We start from the raw sequence: 17873 nt of genomic DNA on the forward strand, positions 1-17873 counted from the left end.
ATACATCCACACAAAACGGGTATGGGACAACAGTGTGATGTCTGTTCCTCGCTCATAGCTGTCCTTGGGTTAGCCGAAGACTGCTGTGTGCCAGAAGCGGACGTTGCACATGCACTGTTATGGTAAAAAACACTCAGTAGCTCCCTTACACTAACTTTTGTCCCATTCTGCCTGGGTTAGTTTAAACAGCATACTGGCGGGCGCATTTTTCACATCATGAATGTCCTGAACATACTTGAATCCGGCATTCATCAGGACCTTCTGCGATGCTAGGTGATCTGCTCTTACTACTGCAGATATCTCAGGCAGTTTGAAATCACCAAACCCGTGGCTGACCGCATAGTTAGCAAACTCTGTCGCTAGGCCTTTTCCCCATGATTCAGTGGAGAAACGATATCCCAGGTTATTGATAGCGGTATCGGCATAACTGCGGATATTCAGCCCGCCAAAACCGATAATCCTTTCAGGATTATCCTTCAAAGTGATAGCCCAGTTTCCGAAACCGCAATCTTCCCAGTGTTTAATCCAGCGAGCCAGAACATCTCGGGCGTAATCAATTTCAGGATACGGGCCTGCGGGATTAAAAGTATTTGTGGCAGGATCGCCATAAATTCTGAAAAGGTCATCTGCGTCTGAGGCGATTACAGGCCTAAGATGTAATCGGGAGGTAATTAGCTGCAAAATTTCTCCTGAGTTTTTGACTCATTAAATGAGTTATCTTGCTGTTTTTATAGTCAGAAATCTTCGGGTCCACAATAGGAATTTTTTGTTTAATGTGATGAAACTTCAGTCGTTATCAATAAGTGTCTGCATTTCGCTCACAGCGGACCTTCCGCTTAGTTACCTAGTCAGCTTCATGCCAGAAGCGGAAGTTTCACATGAACTCTTATGCTAGTTTAATTAGCTTCTGACAATGCAAGTCTGGAAGAGTAAGGAGCCCATGAGTGGAAGCATTCACAGTACGACGCATAGTTGAAAGCGATCTGGACGATTTCAGGGAATTGAGGCTGGAGGCTTTGCGCCTTCATCCGGAAGCCTTTGGCGCATCCTACGGCGAATGCAGTCAGAAGCCATTGCAGTTCTTTGCCGAACAGCTGCTGACAAGCCATGTTTTCGGTGGTTTTGATGTTAACAACTCCTTGCAGGGCATGATTGGGGTTAGCAGTAACTCGTTACTAAAGTTGAGTCATGTGGCGAATATCTGGGGATTGTATGTTCGCGCCGGTAACAGAGGTTCCGGGCTTTCATCAGAATTAATGGAGGCGGCGCTGGAAGCTGCCAGTTCAGCAAAAACCGTGAAACTGTCAGTGGTTACAACTAACCGGGCCGCGTATGCACTTTATTGTTCCTTCGGGTTTAAAGAGTGGGCGACTGATGCAGATGCGCTATGCGTTGATGGAGTGTTTCATGACGAATTCCTGATGAGACGAGACACATAGGCTGATTCATAATCGGGATAGGATGTTTAATGTGAAAAAATCCAGCCCCAATTTATTCAATATCCGCTGTTCGCTCACAGCGGACATTGGGCTGGATAGCGTACGCATTGTGCCAGTAGCGGACGTTTAAAAGATACGCTTTGCTACAAAACTAACCTGCTCAAGATTAAATTCAATCCATTAGTTAAAAACTAGTATTACTAATGATCCTTGTCTCAAATACCGGAGCAGGTCACCGGAGGTTATGTGTCATTGCAGAGTGTTGAAATCGTGCCTCGCCTACTGCCGGACGTTCGCGCAGGCAGGAAGCGTCATACCATTCGATGGCGGGAACGCGAAATTGTGCCGGGCCCTATGCTTTACGTAAACGTGCAGGATGTCTTTGACACGGTCATGGTGTGTGTCACGCACGTCGAAAAAATGCCGCTTTATGACGTTGCGGCCAGGCTTGGAAAAAGTGCTGAATGGCCTGATGCTGAACTGTTGGAAGGGATGCGTGAGCACTACCCGTCAATTGAGATGGATTCAGAGGTTACGGTCATCCACCATTTACCGCCTGCGGCGTATGTTAAATCTTTATAGGCGTCATAGTTAGAACAGCATGGTAGATTCAGTTGTTAAAACTGAGCTGAGGATAGTGAATGTTCAACATTTCAGAAGTCGAAAAAGGGGATTCTGACCTGACGTGGTTGGTTAGTGAGCTCGATGCCTTTCAGAGCGAACTTTATCCTACAGAAAGTAACCACTGCCTAGATTTTTCAGCAGTCAGTGACGAACAGCTCCGATGCGTGATCGTACGTGATGAAGGAAATGCACCTGCAGGTTGTGGTGCTTTGCTATTTCACGAAGACGGCTCAGCCGAGATTAAGCGGGTTTACATTCGACCGGAATACCGGGGAAGGAAGCTTGGACAGAAGATAGTCAGTGCAATCGAGGGGATTGCTTCAGAAAAGAAATCGCGGCTGTTGCAGCTTGAAACAGGGATTCACCAACAACCGGCTATAACGCTATATCGCAGGTGCGGGTACGAGATATGCGATGCATTTACCCCGTATAAAGCAGATCCGTTGAGTGTTTTTATGCGCAAAGAGCTTCCTTGACTTCATGCTGTTATAGCGCCAAGGAAGTGCGCTACAGAACTGTTATATTTAATATGAGAGCTAAGCATGGTAAGTCCTGTTACAGACCTCAACGACCTCAAATTCTTCTGCGACAAGCTCCATGTCGTCAGCGTAAAAGCCAGCTCTGGTAAAAAAGGCTTTATGCTCAGATCTCCAGTATTCAAGGCTCAGATCTCCTTCGCCTTCTTTGCGGGCTAATTCCTCAGTAACGTCAGAGAAGCGAACCAGACGCATTGAAGTCATTCTGATGACGCATAGCGGCTCATCCCGACCGTCGAGGATAATATTGTGACTGCCTATTCTTGGTGGCGATTTTTCTGCCAGGTATGAGGCCAAAGAACCACAGGATGCGGTTTTAATCCCTTTCATAACCAAGTCTGCCAGCTCGTTAGCCATATCAGCATTGTCTCCGATCTGCAAAGCTTGGGAATCCGGATATTTCGCCTTCAGAGCATCAACTAAATTCATAATAAAATCCTTTTGCAGCAACCGTTTGGTGGTTGAAGTTAGCATAGATTCATTGAATTAGTTTCTGGAGTGGTATGTTTAATGTGGCGTAACATCCCCATCCCCATCCCCATCCCCAGAATTTTGACGTCCGCAGATCGCTCACAGCGGACGTCCAAGCCGATACAGATTTAATCGATTGTACCGGCGTAAACCAAAGCCTGCATTTAACAGGCTTTGGTATCAGGCCATTAAAGGTAATGAAATGAGCGCCTCCCTACCTCTTGAGCATGGGCGGTAGCGTGGGTTAAAAGTCGGAAAATGCCATTAAATGGATGCTGGCAAAGGTTGCAAGCTCTATTCTTTTATGGACTATAGAATTACATTCGGAAAAAGGATTTATGCATGAATACTCGCATTCCCCCCAAGCTGGTCCCGGGAGATTTGATTGCAGTTACTGCCCCATCATCTGGCGTACCTGAACACCTACATACTCGACTGGAACTCGCCATCAATAATCTCCAAAAAAAGGGTTTCAGGGTTCTAGAAGGCGAATGCTTGCGTTCTCAGCATAAGAATGAAAGCGCATGCAAAACTTCACGTGCAAAAGAATTAATGACCGTTCTGACTGATCCAGAGGTAAAAGCAGTTATGCCCCCTTGGGGAGGAGATCGGGCTATCGAGTTACTTGAGTTAATGGATTTCAGCATCTTAGAAAATACAGAGCCAAAATGGTTTGTCGGCTTTTCCGACCTGAGTACTATTCATTTTCCACTGGTTACACTCTCTGGCTGGTCTACGTTGCATGGGCCGAATCTGATGGATCTTGGTGCAAAAGAGCTGGACCCCACAACAAAATCTGTATGGGAATTTTTGACAGCAGAAAAGGGAGATGTAATTGAGCAGTTTTCTTCGAAAGCACATCAGATTGAAGAAAATCAGTGGGGTTCAGCCAGCGATGCTGGATTCAATTTATCCCACGAAACTGAATGGAAGATCCTTGATGGCGTTACGTCTTCTGTATCTTTCAATGGATACCTTATTGGAGGATGCCTGGAAATCATTTCGAGATTAGCAGGCACACCATTTGGGAATATCAAGTTGTTTACTGAACAGCATATTGAAGAAGGCGTAATTCTGTATTTTGAGAACGTAGAAATGGCCCCCTGTGAAATGACTCGGGCGTTGATAAGCCTACGCTTACACGGTTGGTTCGAAAATTTGAAAGGTATTCTTATAGGCAGAAGCGCAGCCCCAGATGTTAGTGATAATACTAAACATAATTATCTGGATGCTCTTAAAGCTGCTCTCGGCGACCTCTCAATCCCAGTATTGTATGACGTTGATATTGGTCACATTCCACCACAGATTTCAATTGTTAACGGTGCTAAAGCTACAGTAACCTTTACCGAGGGTTCAGGATCTATCACTCAGCAACTGTAATCATATGTGCAGGATTGCCTCGACATAAATTTGTCGCGGTTTCCTTAGAGATTGGAGGAGGTAACAGAAATGAAACTCATACCAGTCGGTGTCGACATTGCCAAAAACGTGATGCAGGTTCACTTCATAAACACAGATACTGGAGAAATTTTCAATAAAGCCATCAGGCGCGACAAATTTCTGGAGTTTTTTACTAACCGTTCCCCCTGCCTTATCGGAATGGAGGCCTGTGGTGGTGCACATCACTGGGCAAGAGAGTTAACCAGTCTCGGTCATAAGGTCAAGCTGATGCCGGGCGAGTTCGTCAAGGCCTTCAATATCCGTAACAAGAATGATACGGCTGACGCGCAGGCTATCTGGCGGGCGGTGCAGCAACCCGGGAAGGCAGTTGCGGTCAAAACTGAACAGCAGCAGGCCATGCTGGCGCTGCACCGGATACGCTCCCAGCTGATGAAGTATCGGCTGATGCAGACTAATGCCCTGCACGGGTTACTCGCGGAATACGGTGAAGTGATGCGTAAAGGACATGCCAGCCTAGTAAAAAACGTCCCCGAGATACTTATTCGTTTGTCAGAACGTCTGCCGGCTGTGCTCATAGACAGCCTGCGTGAGCAGCTGAGTGAAGTTGAAAGAACGGATGGCCGTATTACCGATATTGAACGCCGGATACGTGAGCTGAGCAGAGATGACCCCGGCGTAAAAGCCATCAGTGAAATTCCCGGCGTGGGCTTCCTGACTGCCACTGCTGCGGTTGCTTCAATGGGCAGTACTGACGCCTTCCGTTCAGGCCGGGAGTTTGCTGCCTGGGTGGGGCTCGTTCCCAGGCAGACCGGAACCGGCGGGAAAATACAACTGCTGGGGATCAGCAAGCGGGGCGACAAATATCTGCGAAAACTGCTGGTCAACGGCGCCCATAGCGTCATACAGAATGCCCGCGAGCCGGGGCCCTGGGTTACCGACCTGCTGAAGCGGAGACCGGTAAACGTCGCCTCCGTGGCGCTGGCCAATAAAATGGCACGAATAATATGGGCTGTGCTGTCTCAAGGCAGACCCTACCAGAAGGAAGCAGTTCTTAACTGAGCACTTACTTGCTAAATCACAGTGTATAAGCAGAACGTCACCAGGTTGCGCAGGCAGTGTATGTAATGACAGAACAGGTCAGACCGGGGCTCACCAGGCCTGAAAAAAATATCGAACACCGGGTTCGCAGAGGTAATTGAGGCGTGAGTCAGCGGATTTCATTAGGGTCAGCAGCCGCTTTCGCAGCTGCATAAAGACCGGATATATAGCCGCAATCGTCCTGTCCGTCATGAAGTACAAAGCCTGGCAAACGGGAGGCGCTCATATATATTTTTTGAACGATGCCGTTGTAACCGTAATGGTAATTCCCAGCATTAAAGCTGCGGGCAGTAGCAGAAGGTTTGGATAGACTGCTGAAGGCCATGAAAGGTAAGCCATCACAGGAAGATACACAGCCGGTTTAATCAGCCTTTTCGCGCGATGGTACAGAAAAGATGATTCATAACCGGCACCAAATCGCCGTAAATCCCGTCGGCCAAGCCCTTCAACCACGGCGACACATATAACCAGGACGAACAGCGGTACAGAAAGGGCGATGATAGTGACTCGAATCAAAGTCACTACAGAGACGTACACCGTTGCCAGCATGTACTGCTTCAGATAATTTCCCAGCCAGCTGCTGGCACCTTTAAGATTGCGCGATACCTCATTGCCGCTATTCATCTCTGCCTGATATTTTGCCTGTATCCAGCCGATGATCCCACTGTCCACAAACGCCCATTGATAGGCATCAGTTACCCAGCGCGTCACCGTTGCAGCCGGCTCGGAAAGCAGCAGGCTGCGGGTAAAATCAGAAGACAGATAGCCGAACTCGGTATTCATCACCGCCTGGCTGTGTGCTGCACCCTCTGCAGGCCAGAAGAACGCAATCCCGACATATTCAATGACAAGGCTCACCATCAGGGAAGCCAGGATCACGCCAATAAGTTTCCAAGGCCAGCCCCAGACCAGGTTATAAAGCAGGCCATGCTCACGCGGTTGCGTGGGGAACTGCTGCGGATTTTGCTGTGGTGCGGTACGACGAGCCTCAGCCATTGTTATCTCCCTTCACTGGCGCAGCTGCTGAACTGCGACTGTCCCACCATCCTTCACTGCTGTGATAGTTGCGTCGCATTTCTTCTGCAAGACGCGCGATGTTCTCAGGCATATGCACGTCGCCTGCATCGCCCGCCGGCAGCGGCATGCGAATTTTCCAGAGCTGGCCGCCTTCAAGCAGCGCAAATGCCTGCCCTTTAGGCAACGTGACAATATCTGCAGGCTCAAGAAGTGGCACCTTAATGGTCCCGACACGGTCCTGGGTGCTGGAGGTAAAATCGTGATTGACGGTGACGTCAGCTGAATCCTGATGACCCGAGACCAGTGTTTTACTGTAGATTTCAACCTGCGGCAGCTGTGAGGTCAGCAGCTCTGCCGTCCGGTTTTCTCTCACGCGCAGCATGATTAGGTTGTTGAAGTTACCCTGAACCTGAGAAGTTTTGGCCGCGCTCCCGATCCTGGCTTCTATATCAGACGAAGTCTGCGTATAGGCAGTTACCTGCATGCCCGCACCACCGCCTTTATTGATTAGTGGGATAAACTCATTACCCATCAGTTCGTTGAATTCATCGCAGTGAAGGTTAATAGGGTCTTTGCCCTCTTTTGAACCCGGCAGGCCGCCGTTGATACCGTGTTTATAGATGTGACCGGCCACGCTCACCAGATCGGCAAACATGCTGTTACCTACGGCACTGGCAACCTCGCTGTCGCTGAGCGCATCGAGCCCCACGTAAACGATGCCTTTTTTACGGATAACCTGCTCCCAGTCAAAAATAGGACGCGGATCTTCCATATTCAGATAATCGGGAGACAGCAGCTCCGCCGTTTTACCGGTGGTGAGTTTTTCCAGCAGTGGCAGCAGTGACGCCACAATTTTGTCAAAATAAGTACGGTCATAGCGTACTGCAGAGCGCAACCCGTCAAGTATCGGGTCATACAGCGCGTTTCCTGCGTCAGAACTCAGCGCCACTTCAACTGCCCAAATCCGGATTGCCTCAGGCTGCCCCTGCATGTTGCGCGGCACGTCGTCCTCACTGAATGCGTTGGCATTATTTTCGATCTGAATGTTCAGTTCAGGCAGTTTCTCAGTAACGATTTTTTCAGCGTAGCGCAGATACAAATCGGCGATGTTATTCACGTAGCGGGTAACGAGGGTATAATCCGGTCGCTCTCCGAGTGCGACCAGCGCACGCGCAACGATATTCACAAACCGCCATGCAAACTCTTTAAATGCTGCGTTATTGCCCTCACTACTTAGCTGGCCGGCAACGCGGGTCGCGACTTCCGATACGCGCCCGAAGCGGCCTACGGCGTTATAACGCGCGGAAATCTCAGGCCAGCCAAGATGGAAAACGGTCAGCTCATCGCCCCGACCTGCACGGTGCGCTTCCGCCCAGACCCTTTTCAGCAGGTCCGCATCGCCTTTAGGATCAAATACGATAGTGACGTCTCCGCGCCGTATATCCTGAGTGATTAACAGCTCAGCGAGGCGCGTTTTGCCCACGCGGGTTGTACCGTAAACAACCGTGTGACCGACACGCTCACGTAAATCGAGAGTAACGTCAGTTTCATCGGGCTCTATGCCGTGTACGGCCGGATTACCGCCCACGGGGGGAAGCGGGCGAACGGGATTGACGGGCGAGTCGGCACTGAGCAGTTTGGCAATTGCCGGCAAACTGCTCTCTGTCACTTCCTCTAACTGGCGTGCAAGCTGATACAGCTTCGATGGCTTAAGGTAGTGGGCCACTTCCGGGCGCAGCGTATCGCGCAGGCGCTGGGTGTGTTTCTGGGTCCAGCGAAACCCGCGGCCCAGAAAAAGCCAACGTTTACTGACGGGGATCTGTTTTGACGTCATGACGTAGCGAGGTAAACGGCGAAGATTGCGGCGGTAGCGAATAACCTGCATTCCCTGACGCGCGCGTATGGCAGAAAGCACTGCGAATCCGCCGGCGGTAACGTAGCTGACGGAGGGTGCCAAAGCTACTGCCCATGGCGCTGTGATGCAGACGATGGCGGCAGTGCCCGCTGCGACCGCTGTATTCAGCTCCACAGCCGGGCGCAGAAGAGCCTCAATTACATATTTATCACTCACAAAGAAAACTCCTTAAAGGGTTTACCTGCCAGCAGAGCCAGAAGGCGTTGTCCGCTGATAATCATCAGTTGCTGTGAACTGCTACTGGCAGCCCTGCTTTTCTGGCCCGTTCGGCCGGTATGAATAAACAACCCACGCTGCCCCATACGCGTCAGCAGCGCGTCAAAATCCTGAACGTGAGCCGGCGTTATCGCCCGGCTGTAGCGCTTGGCCTGAATCAATAAGCACTCGCCGTTTATGTGTACGCGTCCATCCAGCCCGCCATCGCCGCTGTATGACGTATTGCGCTGTACGGCATACCCCTGACGCTCAAATGCCAGCAGAAGTAACTCTTCAAAGACGTAGGGGTTAATCTTGCGCAGATAGCTCATGAGCTGCCCGTCTCCATTGAGCTGGCGAAGGCGGACATAAACGCGCTCTGCTGTGGCGCGATACCTGCGGTGCCGCCGCTCGCTGGCCGACTGACGGCGAAAACGCCAGAGCAGAAAGATAATCACGCCCGACAGGATGGCCAGTAGGACCGGATTTGCCATAAGCAGTGCAGCGATGTTAGGAGCTGATATCACGGCCCTACCTCCTGAGACAGGCCGCTGTCCGTGATAAGTACGGGGTAATGGGTCAGCTGCAGGCGGCGGGCAAGTTCAGTTCCTGATGAGGGCGCCAGCTGAAGACCGGGTGCGAGACTGCGCAGAGATTCCAGCGATGCCATGCTTTCAACGTTCACAACGAGGCCGGCTGCATTTCTGGCCGAAAGCAGTTGTACGTTCTGCTGCAGCCACTGCCGTGAATAGCTGTCATCACCAATGATAAACAGCGAGCCGATACCCGGCAGCTGCAGCGCCCGGGGGGCCACGTTGCCAGGGGAAAGTTCTGACGTAGTAACAGGCAGCATGGCCGCTTCCCCCTGTTCAGGAGTCGCAGCAGACGCAGGCGGCGTATCCTGGCGGTTTACGGCCTCGAAAATAGCCTGCGTGCTCTCCCCTCCCAGATCTGCAATGACGTTGAGCTCCGCCAGTGCGGCAGGCGAAAAAGCGATGAACGTGGTAACGATGAGGTTTTTCATATTCATAATCACTGACTCCGTGGATTTATCCAGACGAGACCGTTATCCGGCACCGATACAGACGCTGTCTGTTCAACTGCGGTAGCCGTCGGCAGATGCGGCGAGGGCTGGAGCATGGCGAGCTTACTTTTAACGAAAGCGCGATAGCGGGCAGCGGGTGCGCCGCCTGCGGGATGGTGATAACAGCCGGCTGCATCGAGCCAGCTTCCGGGTTTCCGGTTCCAGCACTCGCGCAGGATGGCGGCGGCAGCGTTGAGATTCACATAAGGATCCAGCGCTACCCAGGTTGACGTAAATCGCTGGCCGTTCCAGCCGAGATTAACTTGGGCGATACCGACATCTATGCGCTTCAGTGAGTTCGTTTTCATGAACACCTGCAGCGCCTGCCAGGCTTCAAGACGGGTTTTATAGCGATAGCCCTTACCCGCCACGTTCAGGGTCCACGGCCAGGGGCGTTCGCCCTGCGGCAGCCTGCGCGATGATTCCTGCAGGCTGACAGAGTAAAGTGATTCCGGCGGCACGTTGTGAGCCTGCGCTACGCGCACGTACCCCTCCGGAACGGTCTGTTTGCCAGCCGCGAACGTGCAAAATGAAAGCAGCAGTAGCGCCGCTCCGGTCAGAATGCGGCGAGTTGCCATCCGTCTTCCCCCTGCTGCAGAACCACCGGCATCATGCCGTTACCGAACCGCATCCAGCGACCGCCGTCGTGATTCAGTGTGATCTGACGGCTGCGCACCCTGTCCAGCGGAATGTGATGATCTTTTGCCCAGCCGCGAAGTTTGCTGTCATCGCCCTGACTGTCTACAAGGTAGATATCAACCGGCCTGTTATCGGCTAAGACCGCTGCCAGACGGGCGTCACATTGCCCGCAGCCCGCTGACTTAACGAACAGCGCCAGTCTGCCTCCGGTATCGTGGGCAATGCCGGCTGCGTTGCCCATGTTTACGGCAAGCGTTTCCGGATAGAGCCGCTTCCATGCGGCTGTGACTTCGCGCTGGAAATCCAGCTCTTTTTGCGTACGCGCAAACTCTTCCTTAACCCACTTCTCAGCATACTGACGACGTTCAGCCTGGCTCCGCGCCTCGATACCCAGCGTTGACAACGGATCCAGACCCGGTGACTGAATGCCGCGCGGACCTTTCATTAGCGACTTATAGCGCTGATAATCGTCCTGACTCAGTCCCCACTGCCCGGCTTGCTGTTGCAGATCCTGCACGTTACTTTGCTGCACGCTCTGAGCCGGGGCATCCACCGGTTCGCCCTTGGAATTCTGAACCTGAACGCCGGCCTGCGCAGAGCAGCAGAGCATAACCGCCGCAAGATGCATCATTTTTAGCTTCATACTGCCTCCTTTAGTCAACGTTGATCGTCGTCAGGCGACCGTTCACGCGAAATTGCGCCTGCCCGTAGCCGGCGTGAACAAGTGTCCAGCCATTAACGGTCTGGCCCTCGCCGATGAGGCGGATTTCAGCCAGGGAGCTAAACCCTGACGGTGCAATGGCCGCAAAAGACTCTGAACCCCGCTTTTCAACGCCGGTCAGTACAAATGGCGCTTTGCGGGCCACGGTTTTGACTGCCTGATGTGGCTTAGCGGGTGCCGGCTTTTTTACAGGGGGTGTCGCTGTGGGTTCAGCCGTGGCCTGCTGCGCTTTCTGAGGCGGGTGCTGTAATGCGGTGATTGACTGTTCCAGAGCAGCCTGACGGCTTTGCAGCGCGGTCTGGGAATCATTCAGCTCATCGATCGAATGGCGAACCTGTCCGACAGCTTCAGACAAGCCTTTGGCAGACCAGGCTTCGAGAGATTTACGGACCGCATCAAGCTGAAGCTGCTGTTTTTTTATTGCCTCAGCCTGCGTATTAATGTTTGCCTGGATAGGTTCAAGATCGGTTTTAGCCAGTGCCTGGGTGTAAACCACGTTTTGCTGCTTCTCAACGTAGCTGAGACGGTTTTCCTGCGACACACCGGCGCGAAGCGATATAAATGCGAGGCCAAGCGCGGCAATAGAAAGCGTGGTCAGTCCTATAGCCGGCAGCCGGCGTTTTACAGCGCTGAACCTGCTGCCTGACGACGACGGAACAACATCATCAGCACTTTCGTGAGGGAAGGACGTATCTGTGGTCATTTTGTTAGCCACCCTCCGTGAGCAGGCTGGGCCTGAATAGGACGAGGCGCGATCACCTGAGAGGAATTGGCAGAAGATGGCGTGCCTGTAGCCGGTGCGTAGGCGCTGGCAGTAGGTGGCGGCAGCTGTGACACGGGAAGCTGATAACCGGCACGCAGGCTGTGGCAAACCACGCGCTGAACGTCATCAACTTCAAGCTCCCATGCCGGGCCCGCCAGTACCTGCAGCGCGGTGCGAAGGCGCATAGGACCGAGCTGAAACTGGACGGCCGGTAGTGGCTGACGGTATAACACGCCGTTAGCCGGACCGGTCTGACAAAGCGAGTAGCCGGACTGCTTCAGGGCATAGCGCATAGCGTCAGCCACGGTTGGCTGCACTGAAGAGGGAATGCGAACGTCAATAATCTGCGAGAGGGGGTCGCGCTGCACGGCCTGCGGGTCAGTGCTGACCAGCAGGTAACGATCGTAGCGAACCACTTCTGGCGTACGCGCATAAACATCATCATCGGATGCCTGAATATTTCGGGATACGCTGACCGGGGCAACCGGTTCAGCAGGTGCCCGCTCCTGCAGCTTCTGGGGCTGCTGAACGCACCCCGCCAGCAGCGCAAGCGGTAAAGCGGCAAAGACGGCGTTAAATTTCATCTGAAAAGTTCCTGTACAGTGAGAACAGGCTTCACTGTGCGCAACTCTTCAGCATGCTTCTATCAACAACTCTTTTTGCGTTTTCAAAAAAAAACGCCGACCGGAGTCAGCGCTTTAATGCAGGGAGCTTTAAAGTTATCGATTTAATCGTAGTCAGGTTCAATTTCTGGTTCAAGATAGCCGAAATGAACCGTTCTATTTTTCCTCAACACTTCAACATCCACTATCTCAAGTTCATCAGGGTCTGCTTTGGCTTTCTCAAGATCACCTGAAACTGTAATCAAAACTTTTTCCTCAAAGTTTTGCGAAACATTAGGCGACACTGAGCCCATGTAAATATTTTCTCTATCAATAGAATCGTATTGATAAAGAGAGAATTCTCCTTCTATATCTAAATCAACATTTAAATATGCCTCTATAATAATAGAATCATGGTCTGAGTTTATAATCTGCAACTCGTCTTCTGAGAAATGAAAGTCAGTGAATGAGATGTTTACCCCTTGTGGTTCCCAGTTCAATGGAGAATCACACTCTTGATCGATTATTAAGCTACTGTAATAGTCTTCTAAACCCTGACCCAATTCTTGGATGAATTTCATTGCAGTGTTATTAGAAATAGCACTTTCAAGACGACCTATGACATCTGATGGAGTGTTATGTCTATTGAAGTGGTCCAGTGCTTTACTTAAATCTTCAAAATAATCAATACACTCTAATTCTTCGCAATATGATTCCCAATCTTTGTCCTTTGCTACAGCATAAATTTTCTCATCATTCGCATCAGCCCAGCTCTCCAGAGCCATCAAAGCAATCGCATCTGGAAATTCATGTTTCTTCTTTCCAGTTGCTGCAAACGGAGCCTCATTATTAAAATATTTATCTCTTAATTCAGAAATTGAAACATAACTACCAGAGTCTAATAATTGCGCACCTGTACTTTCAATGAATTTTTCAACCCGACTTCTTGCTAGATCTTCAGTATTTTTACCCTCTAGAATTTTCTCTTTGGCTTCATTCAACTCGCTTCCTTCAAAAAACAAATGCTCACGAGCATCCTCTATAGATTTTTCCAAAGAAGATTTACTTGCTTTTATTTTTTCATCAAGATGCTTCTTCAGTTCGTGCACAACAATATCAGTTAACACAAACTTGACCTTTGAGTTTTTGAATTGGCTGAGTTTACCTAGCAATCCTTTTTCCAAGAGCAATCTATTACCGTCAAAAATAGACGTATCTAATGTGATGGCTGTATATGGTTTATCACTCATCTTAAGTCCTCCTTGCATTGAATAACAGCTGACAGCATTTACTAAAAGAAATAACATCTTTTTATAATATTTATTATATGTATAGCAATAAAAAAACGCCGACCGGAGTCAGCGTTTTTTAATCAGCACCTTCAGGCGACCTGATGAGGCGGGTGCGTTACATCACCGCGCCCCTGTAACAGGCCATCGATTGAGATGTCTTCGTCCAGTGCGTCCCAGTGGATACCACGGGGAGATAGTTCGTAATCTTTCAGCTGTTCGGCAGACGCGTTGCGGAGCCGGGGAAACCATGAAAGCGGTACGCCGATTATCCGCTCGTCTGAGAGTTCGACCCACATAGTATGATGATCGAACCGAACGTTCTTAGCTGAAATAATCATTCCAGGCCTCCAGAAGCATGGTTTGGTGTTGTGTTATCACTGTCATCAGCTCTTTTATTGTCCGTGAGTCAAATCCATCGTTACTCGCCAGTTTTACAACTGGCTCCAGCCAGAATTTTGCTTCTGTACCCGCTTTTATCACATGAATGTGAGCAGGTTCGCGCGGATTGCCTTCGTTGGATTAGAAAAAGAACCGAAAACCGTTCAGCCGTAGTATGGCAGGCATCGTCAGTAACCTTTAAAGGATTATGGTGAAATTTAGTGCAGCGGTCAAAACGCAGCGAAGGGTCAGAGAGAGGATAAAGCGTGCTTCGCGATGCCGCAACCGTGTCCGAGGAACGGTATATCATCATCCCATTCTCCTGCAGGCTGTGACTGTGATACTGGCTGCTGAGGCTGGCCCCGGTTGCCACTATACTGCTGCTGAGCACTATTTTGTGTACGGCCCCCTAACATCTGCAGAGTGCCGCCAACGTTAACAACGACCTCAGTCGAGTATTTGTCCTGCCCGCTCTGATCCTGCCACTTGCGTGTGCGTAGCTGACCCTCGATATAGATCTGAGAACCTTTGCGAAGGTATTCACCGGCGACTTCTGCAAGCTTGCCAAACAACACAACGCGATGCCACTCGGTCACTTCACGATTTTCGCCGGTCTGCTTATCACGCCATGACTCCGACGTTGCCAGTGAAATGTTAGCGACAGCGCCGCCGTTAGGCATGTAGCGAATTTCCGGATCCTGACCGAGATTGCCAACGAGAATGACTTTGTTTACGCCACGTGAGGACATAAGAATGCTCCTTATGAGGGGGGATGCCTGCTCAGGAAAGAGCAGGCTATAGTGAACAATCAGAATGAGTTTTCTGCGTAAGACTGCTGCTGGGAAGCGGCATTCTGCGCATGCTGCGGTTCGGCACGTTCAGTCTTAAAGACCATGTCCTGGCCTATTTTGATCCAGTCCACCTTAATCAGGCGGGCTTTCAGACTGACGCGACTTTCACCTGCGTGCTCACCATTTTTCAGCTGAAAAATGTCCGTTGATGGGTTGCTCAGCACAAAGCCAATCAGCACTTTCTTATCTTCATCCACCGCTTTCTGGCAGCGGTTAATGAGGCTGCTGGCTTCTTTGCCGGCAACGGTTACGTCAAAACGCACATAAGATGGGCTGTCGCTCGGACCTGACAGTGCGTTGATAACGCAACTGATAAAGGTGCCGGACTGAGCATTGACCTGGCGAACGTTGCTGAGATATCCCAGTCCGTTGATGGTCAGGTTGAAGTAGTCTTTAGATTTACCGGTGTTACTGGCATTAGAGGTGTTGTTTACAGACATGATGTTTTCTCCATGGAGGTCAAATTTGGTTCGACGGAGAAAACTTCTGCCCGGACGGGAGAAGTCTTCCCGTCGGGGAGTCAGAATCAGCTAAATTCTGACTGTCTTGATAGTTGAATGTACCTTCATCGCCAGGCAGTAGGAGCCGTGATTGACGATATCTGCTTCCAAAGGCGGGCAGATGTACCACACTGATGTGTTCTCCCTTGCAGGCTACAGGAGTGTTATGTTCAGCCACCCGAAGGCGATTCTCTCAGGCTGGTAAATCATTGGTGGTCGTCAGAGACGACAGACAAGCACGTTTATTTTTAAGCCAAATGTCACTACTGTCAACCTTTCTGGCTCTGCAGGGTCAGGGTAGCCGGCGCAGAAGCTGTGCTTTTACGGCCTTTACCTGATCCTTGGTTTTTCCCTGCAGCCTGACGTCGGCTTTTACGGTTTTTCTCACCAACAATTCCCTTACAGTCAGGGTACTTAACACAGCCCCAAAATTTACCGTCCTTACTCTTGCGCTGATGGGTCTGGCCACCGCACAGCGGACAGCCTGGGCCGACCGGAACCGTTACCTTAAAAGCAGTGTCCCGCCCTTTTTCGACCAGATGCCGTGTCCACTGACTTTGCTTTTGCATAAACTCGCTGAGACCGCTTTTTCCCTGGGCAATATCATCCAGCGCCTGCTCCCACAGGGCCGTCATGCCCGGACTTGTCAGCGTCTCTGGCAAGGCAGCGATCAGTTCCTGCGCCATCTGCGTGGCAATGATGAATTTTCCTTTTTTCTCCAGGAAGCCCCGTTTAAACAGCGTTTCGAGTACGCCGCTACGCGTCGCTTCCGTACCGAGTCCCGCGTTATCGCGCAGTACTCTTTTGAGCTGGGGATCTGTGACCAGGCTGGCTGCGTTTTTCATGGCGGCAATAAGCGTTCCTTCCGTATGGTGCGACGGCGCTTTGGTCATATTATCTTTAACATCTGCACCGGTAACGCTGCAGACGCTGCCCTGCTCCAGTACGGGCAGCTGCGCGGCAGACTCCTTATCACCTTCTTCCTCTGCAGCCAGCTCGCCACTGAACAGCGATTTCCACCCGGCATGTACCATTACGCGGCCTGGCGTGCGGAAAAGCTGATTACCGATATTGAAGGTGGCATCCGTCACATCAGTTTCCTGCAGCGGCATAAACTGGGCCAGATAGTGCAGCCGGATAAGAGAGTAAACTTTAAGCTCTTTCGCGTTCAGCTTTGCTATGTCGAATGGCTGTCGCGTCGGAATAATGGCGTGGTGCGCAGTGATTTTCTTGTCGTTCCAGACTCGCGAGTTGAATGCGGTATCAAGGCGGGAAAGCTCGTTGCCGATAGCAGGATCGGAATGCTGTACAGCCCGGAGAACGTCGTTGACCTCTTCCCGCATCGATACTGGCAAATAACCGCAATCTGTTCGCGGGTAGGTCGTCGCTTTATGAGTTTCATAAAGTCCCTGGGCAATAGACAGCACCTCATTAGCGCCAAACCCCCATTTCTGATTGCAGACTTCCTGAAGATCTCCGAGGGAAAAACAGAGCGGTGCCGGTGTTTTATCACGCTTTTTCTCTACGGAAATCACACTGCCGTTCCCGGCCTTCAGGCAGAGCTGCTGAACAGCCTGTGCAATCTGCTGGTTTACGCACCGCTTTTCTTCGTCACAGTATTGCTCTGCAGCAACCCATTCCGCCTCAAAAGAAACACCGTCTTTTTCAAGCTGAGCTCTGACTTTCCACCAAGGCTTTGGACTGAAGCCGGCAATTAAAAGATCCCGGTTAACCACTATAGCGAGCGTGGGCGTCTGCACCCTGCCCACAGAAAACACCTCCGATAACCCGGCTTCAGCGGCCTTAAGAGTATAAAGCCGCGTCAGGTTCATTCCGATAAGCCAGTCTGCCCGCGAGCGGCCAATACCCGCCTGATACAGTTTTTCAGTCTTTTCGCCTGACAGCATTTCACTGAGTGCTTTTTTGATGCTGGCTTCATCCAGCGCGGAAAGCCACAGCCGGCGCACGGCACCGGTGTAATTGCAGTACTCCATCAGCTCGCGTGCGATCACTTCACCTTCGCGATCGGCATCGGTTGCAATGACTACCTCACTGGCTTGTTTCAGCAGTTTTTTGATAACGCCAAACTGGTCGGCAGTATCTTTCTTGACGGTCATCTGCCACCGGTCCGGGATGATCGGCAGCACCTCCGTGCGCCACGGGCGACCAAACTGCTCCCCGTAAGTTTCTGGAGTGGCTGTTTCCAGCAAATGGCCTACTGCCCACGTGACAGTAATGTTACCGCCGGTAATACACCCCTGACCGCGCTGGCTGACGCCCAGCACGCGGGCAATATCTTTGGCCTGAGAGGGTTTTTCACATAGATAAAGCTGCATGCTGGCCTCCG

Annotated in this window: 20 protein-coding genes and 1 pseudogene; 5 read left to right on the plus strand and 16 right to left on the minus strand. The window is 51.1% G+C overall.

The genetic code is table 11. The features are described 5' to 3' along the window. Window positions 1–150: 150 nt before the first annotated feature. Complete coding sequence (locus tag F3J37_RS21240) at window positions 151–681, minus strand: GNAT family N-acetyltransferase (protein ID WP_166935557.1); 531 nt, start codon at window positions 679–681, stop codon at window positions 151–153. Window positions 682–944: 263 nt separating this feature from the next. Between F3J37_RS21240 and F3J37_RS21245 the strand changes: the two genes are divergently transcribed. From F3J37_RS21245 to F3J37_RS21255, 3 genes are all read left to right on the plus strand, one after another. Further along, window positions 945–1439, plus strand: coding sequence for a GNAT family N-acetyltransferase (locus tag F3J37_RS21245; RefSeq protein WP_166935559.1), 495 nt, complete (start codon window positions 945–947; stop codon window positions 1437–1439). A 246-nt stretch (window positions 1440–1685) separates the two neighbouring features. After that, window positions 1686–2021, plus strand: coding sequence for an ASCH domain-containing protein (locus F3J37_RS21250; protein WP_369410691.1), 336 nt, complete (start codon window positions 1686–1688; stop codon window positions 2019–2021). A gap of 59 nt (window positions 2022–2080) precedes the next feature. Further along, entirely contained in the window at window positions 2081–2539 is a 459-nt protein-coding gene (locus tag F3J37_RS21255) for a GNAT family N-acetyltransferase (RefSeq protein ID WP_166935561.1), read from the plus strand. Window positions 2540–2599: 60 nt separating this feature from the next. On the opposite strand, the gene F3J37_RS21260 is transcribed toward F3J37_RS21255, so the two are convergent. After that, window positions 2600–3028 carry an ASCH domain-containing protein gene (locus F3J37_RS21260; RefSeq protein ID WP_166935563.1) on the minus strand — a complete coding sequence of 143 codons (429 nt, stop codon included), beginning with the start codon at window positions 3026–3028 and terminating at the stop codon, window positions 2600–2602. Window positions 3029–3412: 384 nt separating this feature from the next. Between F3J37_RS21260 and F3J37_RS21265 the strand changes: the two genes are divergently transcribed. Together F3J37_RS21265 and F3J37_RS21270 are read left to right on the plus strand one after the other, a co-directional pair. After that, a complete protein-coding gene (locus F3J37_RS21265; RefSeq protein ID WP_166935565.1) occupies window positions 3413–4450 on the plus strand; it encodes a S66 family peptidase in 1038 nt (345 codons plus the stop codon). Window positions 4451–4519: 69 nt separating this feature from the next. Continuing rightward, window positions 4520–5530: an IS110 family RNA-guided transposase gene (locus tag F3J37_RS21270; protein ID WP_166935567.1), complete on the plus strand. Its 1011-nt coding sequence runs from the start codon at window positions 4520–4522 to the stop codon at window positions 5528–5530. 261 nt (window positions 5531–5791) lie between these two features. On the opposite strand, the gene F3J37_RS21275 is transcribed toward F3J37_RS21270, so the two are convergent. The 14 genes and pseudogenes from F3J37_RS21275 to F3J37_RS21340 all read right to left on the minus strand — a co-directional run bounded on the left by F3J37_RS21275 (window position 5792) and on the right by F3J37_RS21340 (window position 17862). Then, complete coding sequence (locus tag F3J37_RS21275; protein ID WP_166935569.1) at window positions 5792–6565, minus strand: TIGR03747 family integrating conjugative element membrane protein; 774 nt, start codon at window positions 6563–6565, stop codon at window positions 5792–5794. Further along, window positions 6558–8657, minus strand: a complete 2100-nt coding sequence (gene traD / locus F3J37_RS21280; RefSeq protein ID WP_166935571.1) for a type IV conjugative transfer system coupling protein TraD — start codon at window positions 8655–8657, stop codon at window positions 6558–6560. The genes F3J37_RS21275 and traD overlap by 8 nt, the downstream gene beginning before the upstream one ends. Next, the gene (locus tag F3J37_RS21285) at window positions 8654–9223 is read right to left on the minus strand and encodes a restriction endonuclease (RefSeq protein ID WP_166935573.1); all 570 of its coding nucleotides are present in this window, start codon (window positions 9221–9223) and stop codon (window positions 8654–8656) included. Before F3J37_RS21285 ends, traD begins: the two co-directional genes overlap by 4 nt. Continuing rightward, window positions 9220–9726 (minus strand): integrating conjugative element protein, encoded by a 507-nt coding sequence (locus tag F3J37_RS21290; protein ID WP_166935574.1) that lies wholly within the window; start codon window positions 9724–9726, stop codon window positions 9220–9222. The genes F3J37_RS21285 and F3J37_RS21290 overlap by 4 nt, the downstream gene beginning before the upstream one ends. Window positions 9727–9728: 2 nt before the next feature. After that, complete coding sequence (locus tag F3J37_RS21295) at window positions 9729–10358, minus strand: lysozyme family protein (RefSeq protein WP_166935576.1); 630 nt, start codon at window positions 10356–10358, stop codon at window positions 9729–9731. Continuing rightward, window positions 10337–11062: a TIGR03759 family integrating conjugative element protein gene (locus F3J37_RS21300; protein WP_166935578.1), complete on the minus strand. Its 726-nt coding sequence runs from the start codon at window positions 11060–11062 to the stop codon at window positions 10337–10339. Before F3J37_RS21300 ends, F3J37_RS21295 begins: the two co-directional genes overlap by 22 nt. A 10-nt stretch (window positions 11063–11072) precedes the next feature. Further along, window positions 11073–11855, minus strand: a complete 783-nt coding sequence (locus tag F3J37_RS21305; RefSeq protein WP_370662138.1) for a DUF2275 domain-containing protein — start codon at window positions 11853–11855, stop codon at window positions 11073–11075. Further along, window positions 11840–12487, minus strand: a complete 648-nt coding sequence (pilL2, locus tag F3J37_RS21310; protein ID WP_166935580.1) for a PFGI-1 class ICE element type IV pilus protein PilL2 — start codon at window positions 12485–12487, stop codon at window positions 11840–11842. Before pilL2 ends, F3J37_RS21305 begins: the two co-directional genes overlap by 16 nt. Window positions 12488–12630: 143 nt before the next feature. Beyond that, a complete protein-coding gene (locus F3J37_RS21315) occupies window positions 12631–13755 on the minus strand; it encodes a PIN domain-containing protein (protein WP_166935582.1) in 1125 nt (374 codons plus the stop codon). Between the two features lie 131 nt (window positions 13756–13886). Then, the gene (locus tag F3J37_RS21320; protein WP_023285897.1) at window positions 13887–14135 is read right to left on the minus strand and encodes a DUF2442 domain-containing protein; all 249 of its coding nucleotides are present in this window, start codon (window positions 14133–14135) and stop codon (window positions 13887–13889) included. Further along, a pseudogene (locus F3J37_RS21325) lies at window positions 14119–14361 on the minus strand (DUF4160 domain-containing protein). The gene F3J37_RS21320 and the pseudogene F3J37_RS21325 overlap by 17 nt, the downstream one beginning before the upstream one ends. 62 nt (window positions 14362–14423) lie before the next feature. Further along, window positions 14424–14924 carry a single-stranded DNA-binding protein gene (locus tag F3J37_RS21330; RefSeq protein WP_166935584.1) on the minus strand — a complete coding sequence of 167 codons (501 nt, stop codon included), beginning with the start codon at window positions 14922–14924 and terminating at the stop codon, window positions 14424–14426. A gap of 59 nt (window positions 14925–14983) precedes the next feature. Further along, window positions 14984–15466: an STY4534 family ICE replication protein gene (locus tag F3J37_RS21335; protein WP_045816929.1), complete on the minus strand. Its 483-nt coding sequence runs from the start codon at window positions 15464–15466 to the stop codon at window positions 14984–14986. 329 nt (window positions 15467–15795) lie between these two features. Beyond that, window positions 15796–17862, minus strand: coding sequence for a DNA topoisomerase III (locus tag F3J37_RS21340; protein WP_166935586.1), 2067 nt, complete (start codon window positions 17860–17862; stop codon window positions 15796–15798). Window positions 17863–17873: the final 11 nt, after the last annotated feature.

Origin of the sequence: Candidatus Pantoea communis (assembly GCF_011752685.1) — a bacterium.
Classification (GTDB): Bacteria; Pseudomonadota; Gammaproteobacteria; order Enterobacterales; family Enterobacteriaceae; genus Pantoea; species Pantoea communis.

Bases quoted from the DNA above. Each gene is read 5' to 3' on its own strand.
- F3J37_RS21255 (WP_166935561.1), top strand. From the start codon at position 2,081: ATGTTCAACATTTCAGAAGTCGAAAAAGGGGATTCTGACCTGACGTGG.
- F3J37_RS21260 (WP_166935563.1), bottom strand. From the start codon at position 3,028: ATGAATTTAGTTGATGCTCTGAAGGCGAAATATCCGGATTCCCAAGCT.
- F3J37_RS21265 (WP_166935565.1), top strand. From the start codon at position 3,413: ATGAATACTCGCATTCCCCCCAAGCTGGTCCCGGGAGATTTGATTGCA.
- F3J37_RS21270 (WP_166935567.1), top strand. From the start codon at position 4,520: ATGAAACTCATACCAGTCGGTGTCGACATTGCCAAAAACGTGATGCAG.
- F3J37_RS21275 (WP_166935569.1), bottom strand. From the start codon at position 6,565: ATGGCTGAGGCTCGTCGTACCGCACCACAGCAAAATCCGCAGCAGTTC.
- F3J37_RS21290 (WP_166935574.1), bottom strand. From the start codon at position 9,726: ATGAATATGAAAAACCTCATCGTTACCACGTTCATCGCTTTTTCGCCT.
- F3J37_RS21295 (WP_166935576.1), bottom strand. From the start codon at position 10,358: ATGGCAACTCGCCGCATTCTGACCGGAGCGGCGCTACTGCTGCTTTCA.
- F3J37_RS21300 (WP_166935578.1), bottom strand. From the start codon at position 11,062: ATGAAGCTAAAAATGATGCATCTTGCGGCGGTTATGCTCTGCTGCTCT.
- pilL2 (WP_166935580.1), bottom strand. From the start codon at position 12,487: ATGAAATTTAACGCCGTCTTTGCCGCTTTACCGCTTGCGCTGCTGGCG.
- F3J37_RS21315 (WP_166935582.1), bottom strand. From the start codon at position 13,755: ATGAGTGATAAACCATATACAGCCATCACATTAGATACGTCTATTTTT.
- F3J37_RS21320 (WP_023285897.1), bottom strand. From the start codon at position 14,135: ATGATTATTTCAGCTAAGAACGTTCGGTTCGATCATCATACTATGTGG.
- F3J37_RS21330 (WP_166935584.1), bottom strand. From the start codon at position 14,924: ATGTCCTCACGTGGCGTAAACAAAGTCATTCTCGTTGGCAATCTCGGT.
- F3J37_RS21335 (WP_045816929.1), bottom strand. From the start codon at position 15,466: ATGTCTGTAAACAACACCTCTAATGCCAGTAACACCGGTAAATCTAAA.
- F3J37_RS21340 (WP_166935586.1), bottom strand. From the start codon at position 17,862: ATGCAGCTTTATCTATGTGAAAAACCCTCTCAGGCCAAAGATATTGCC.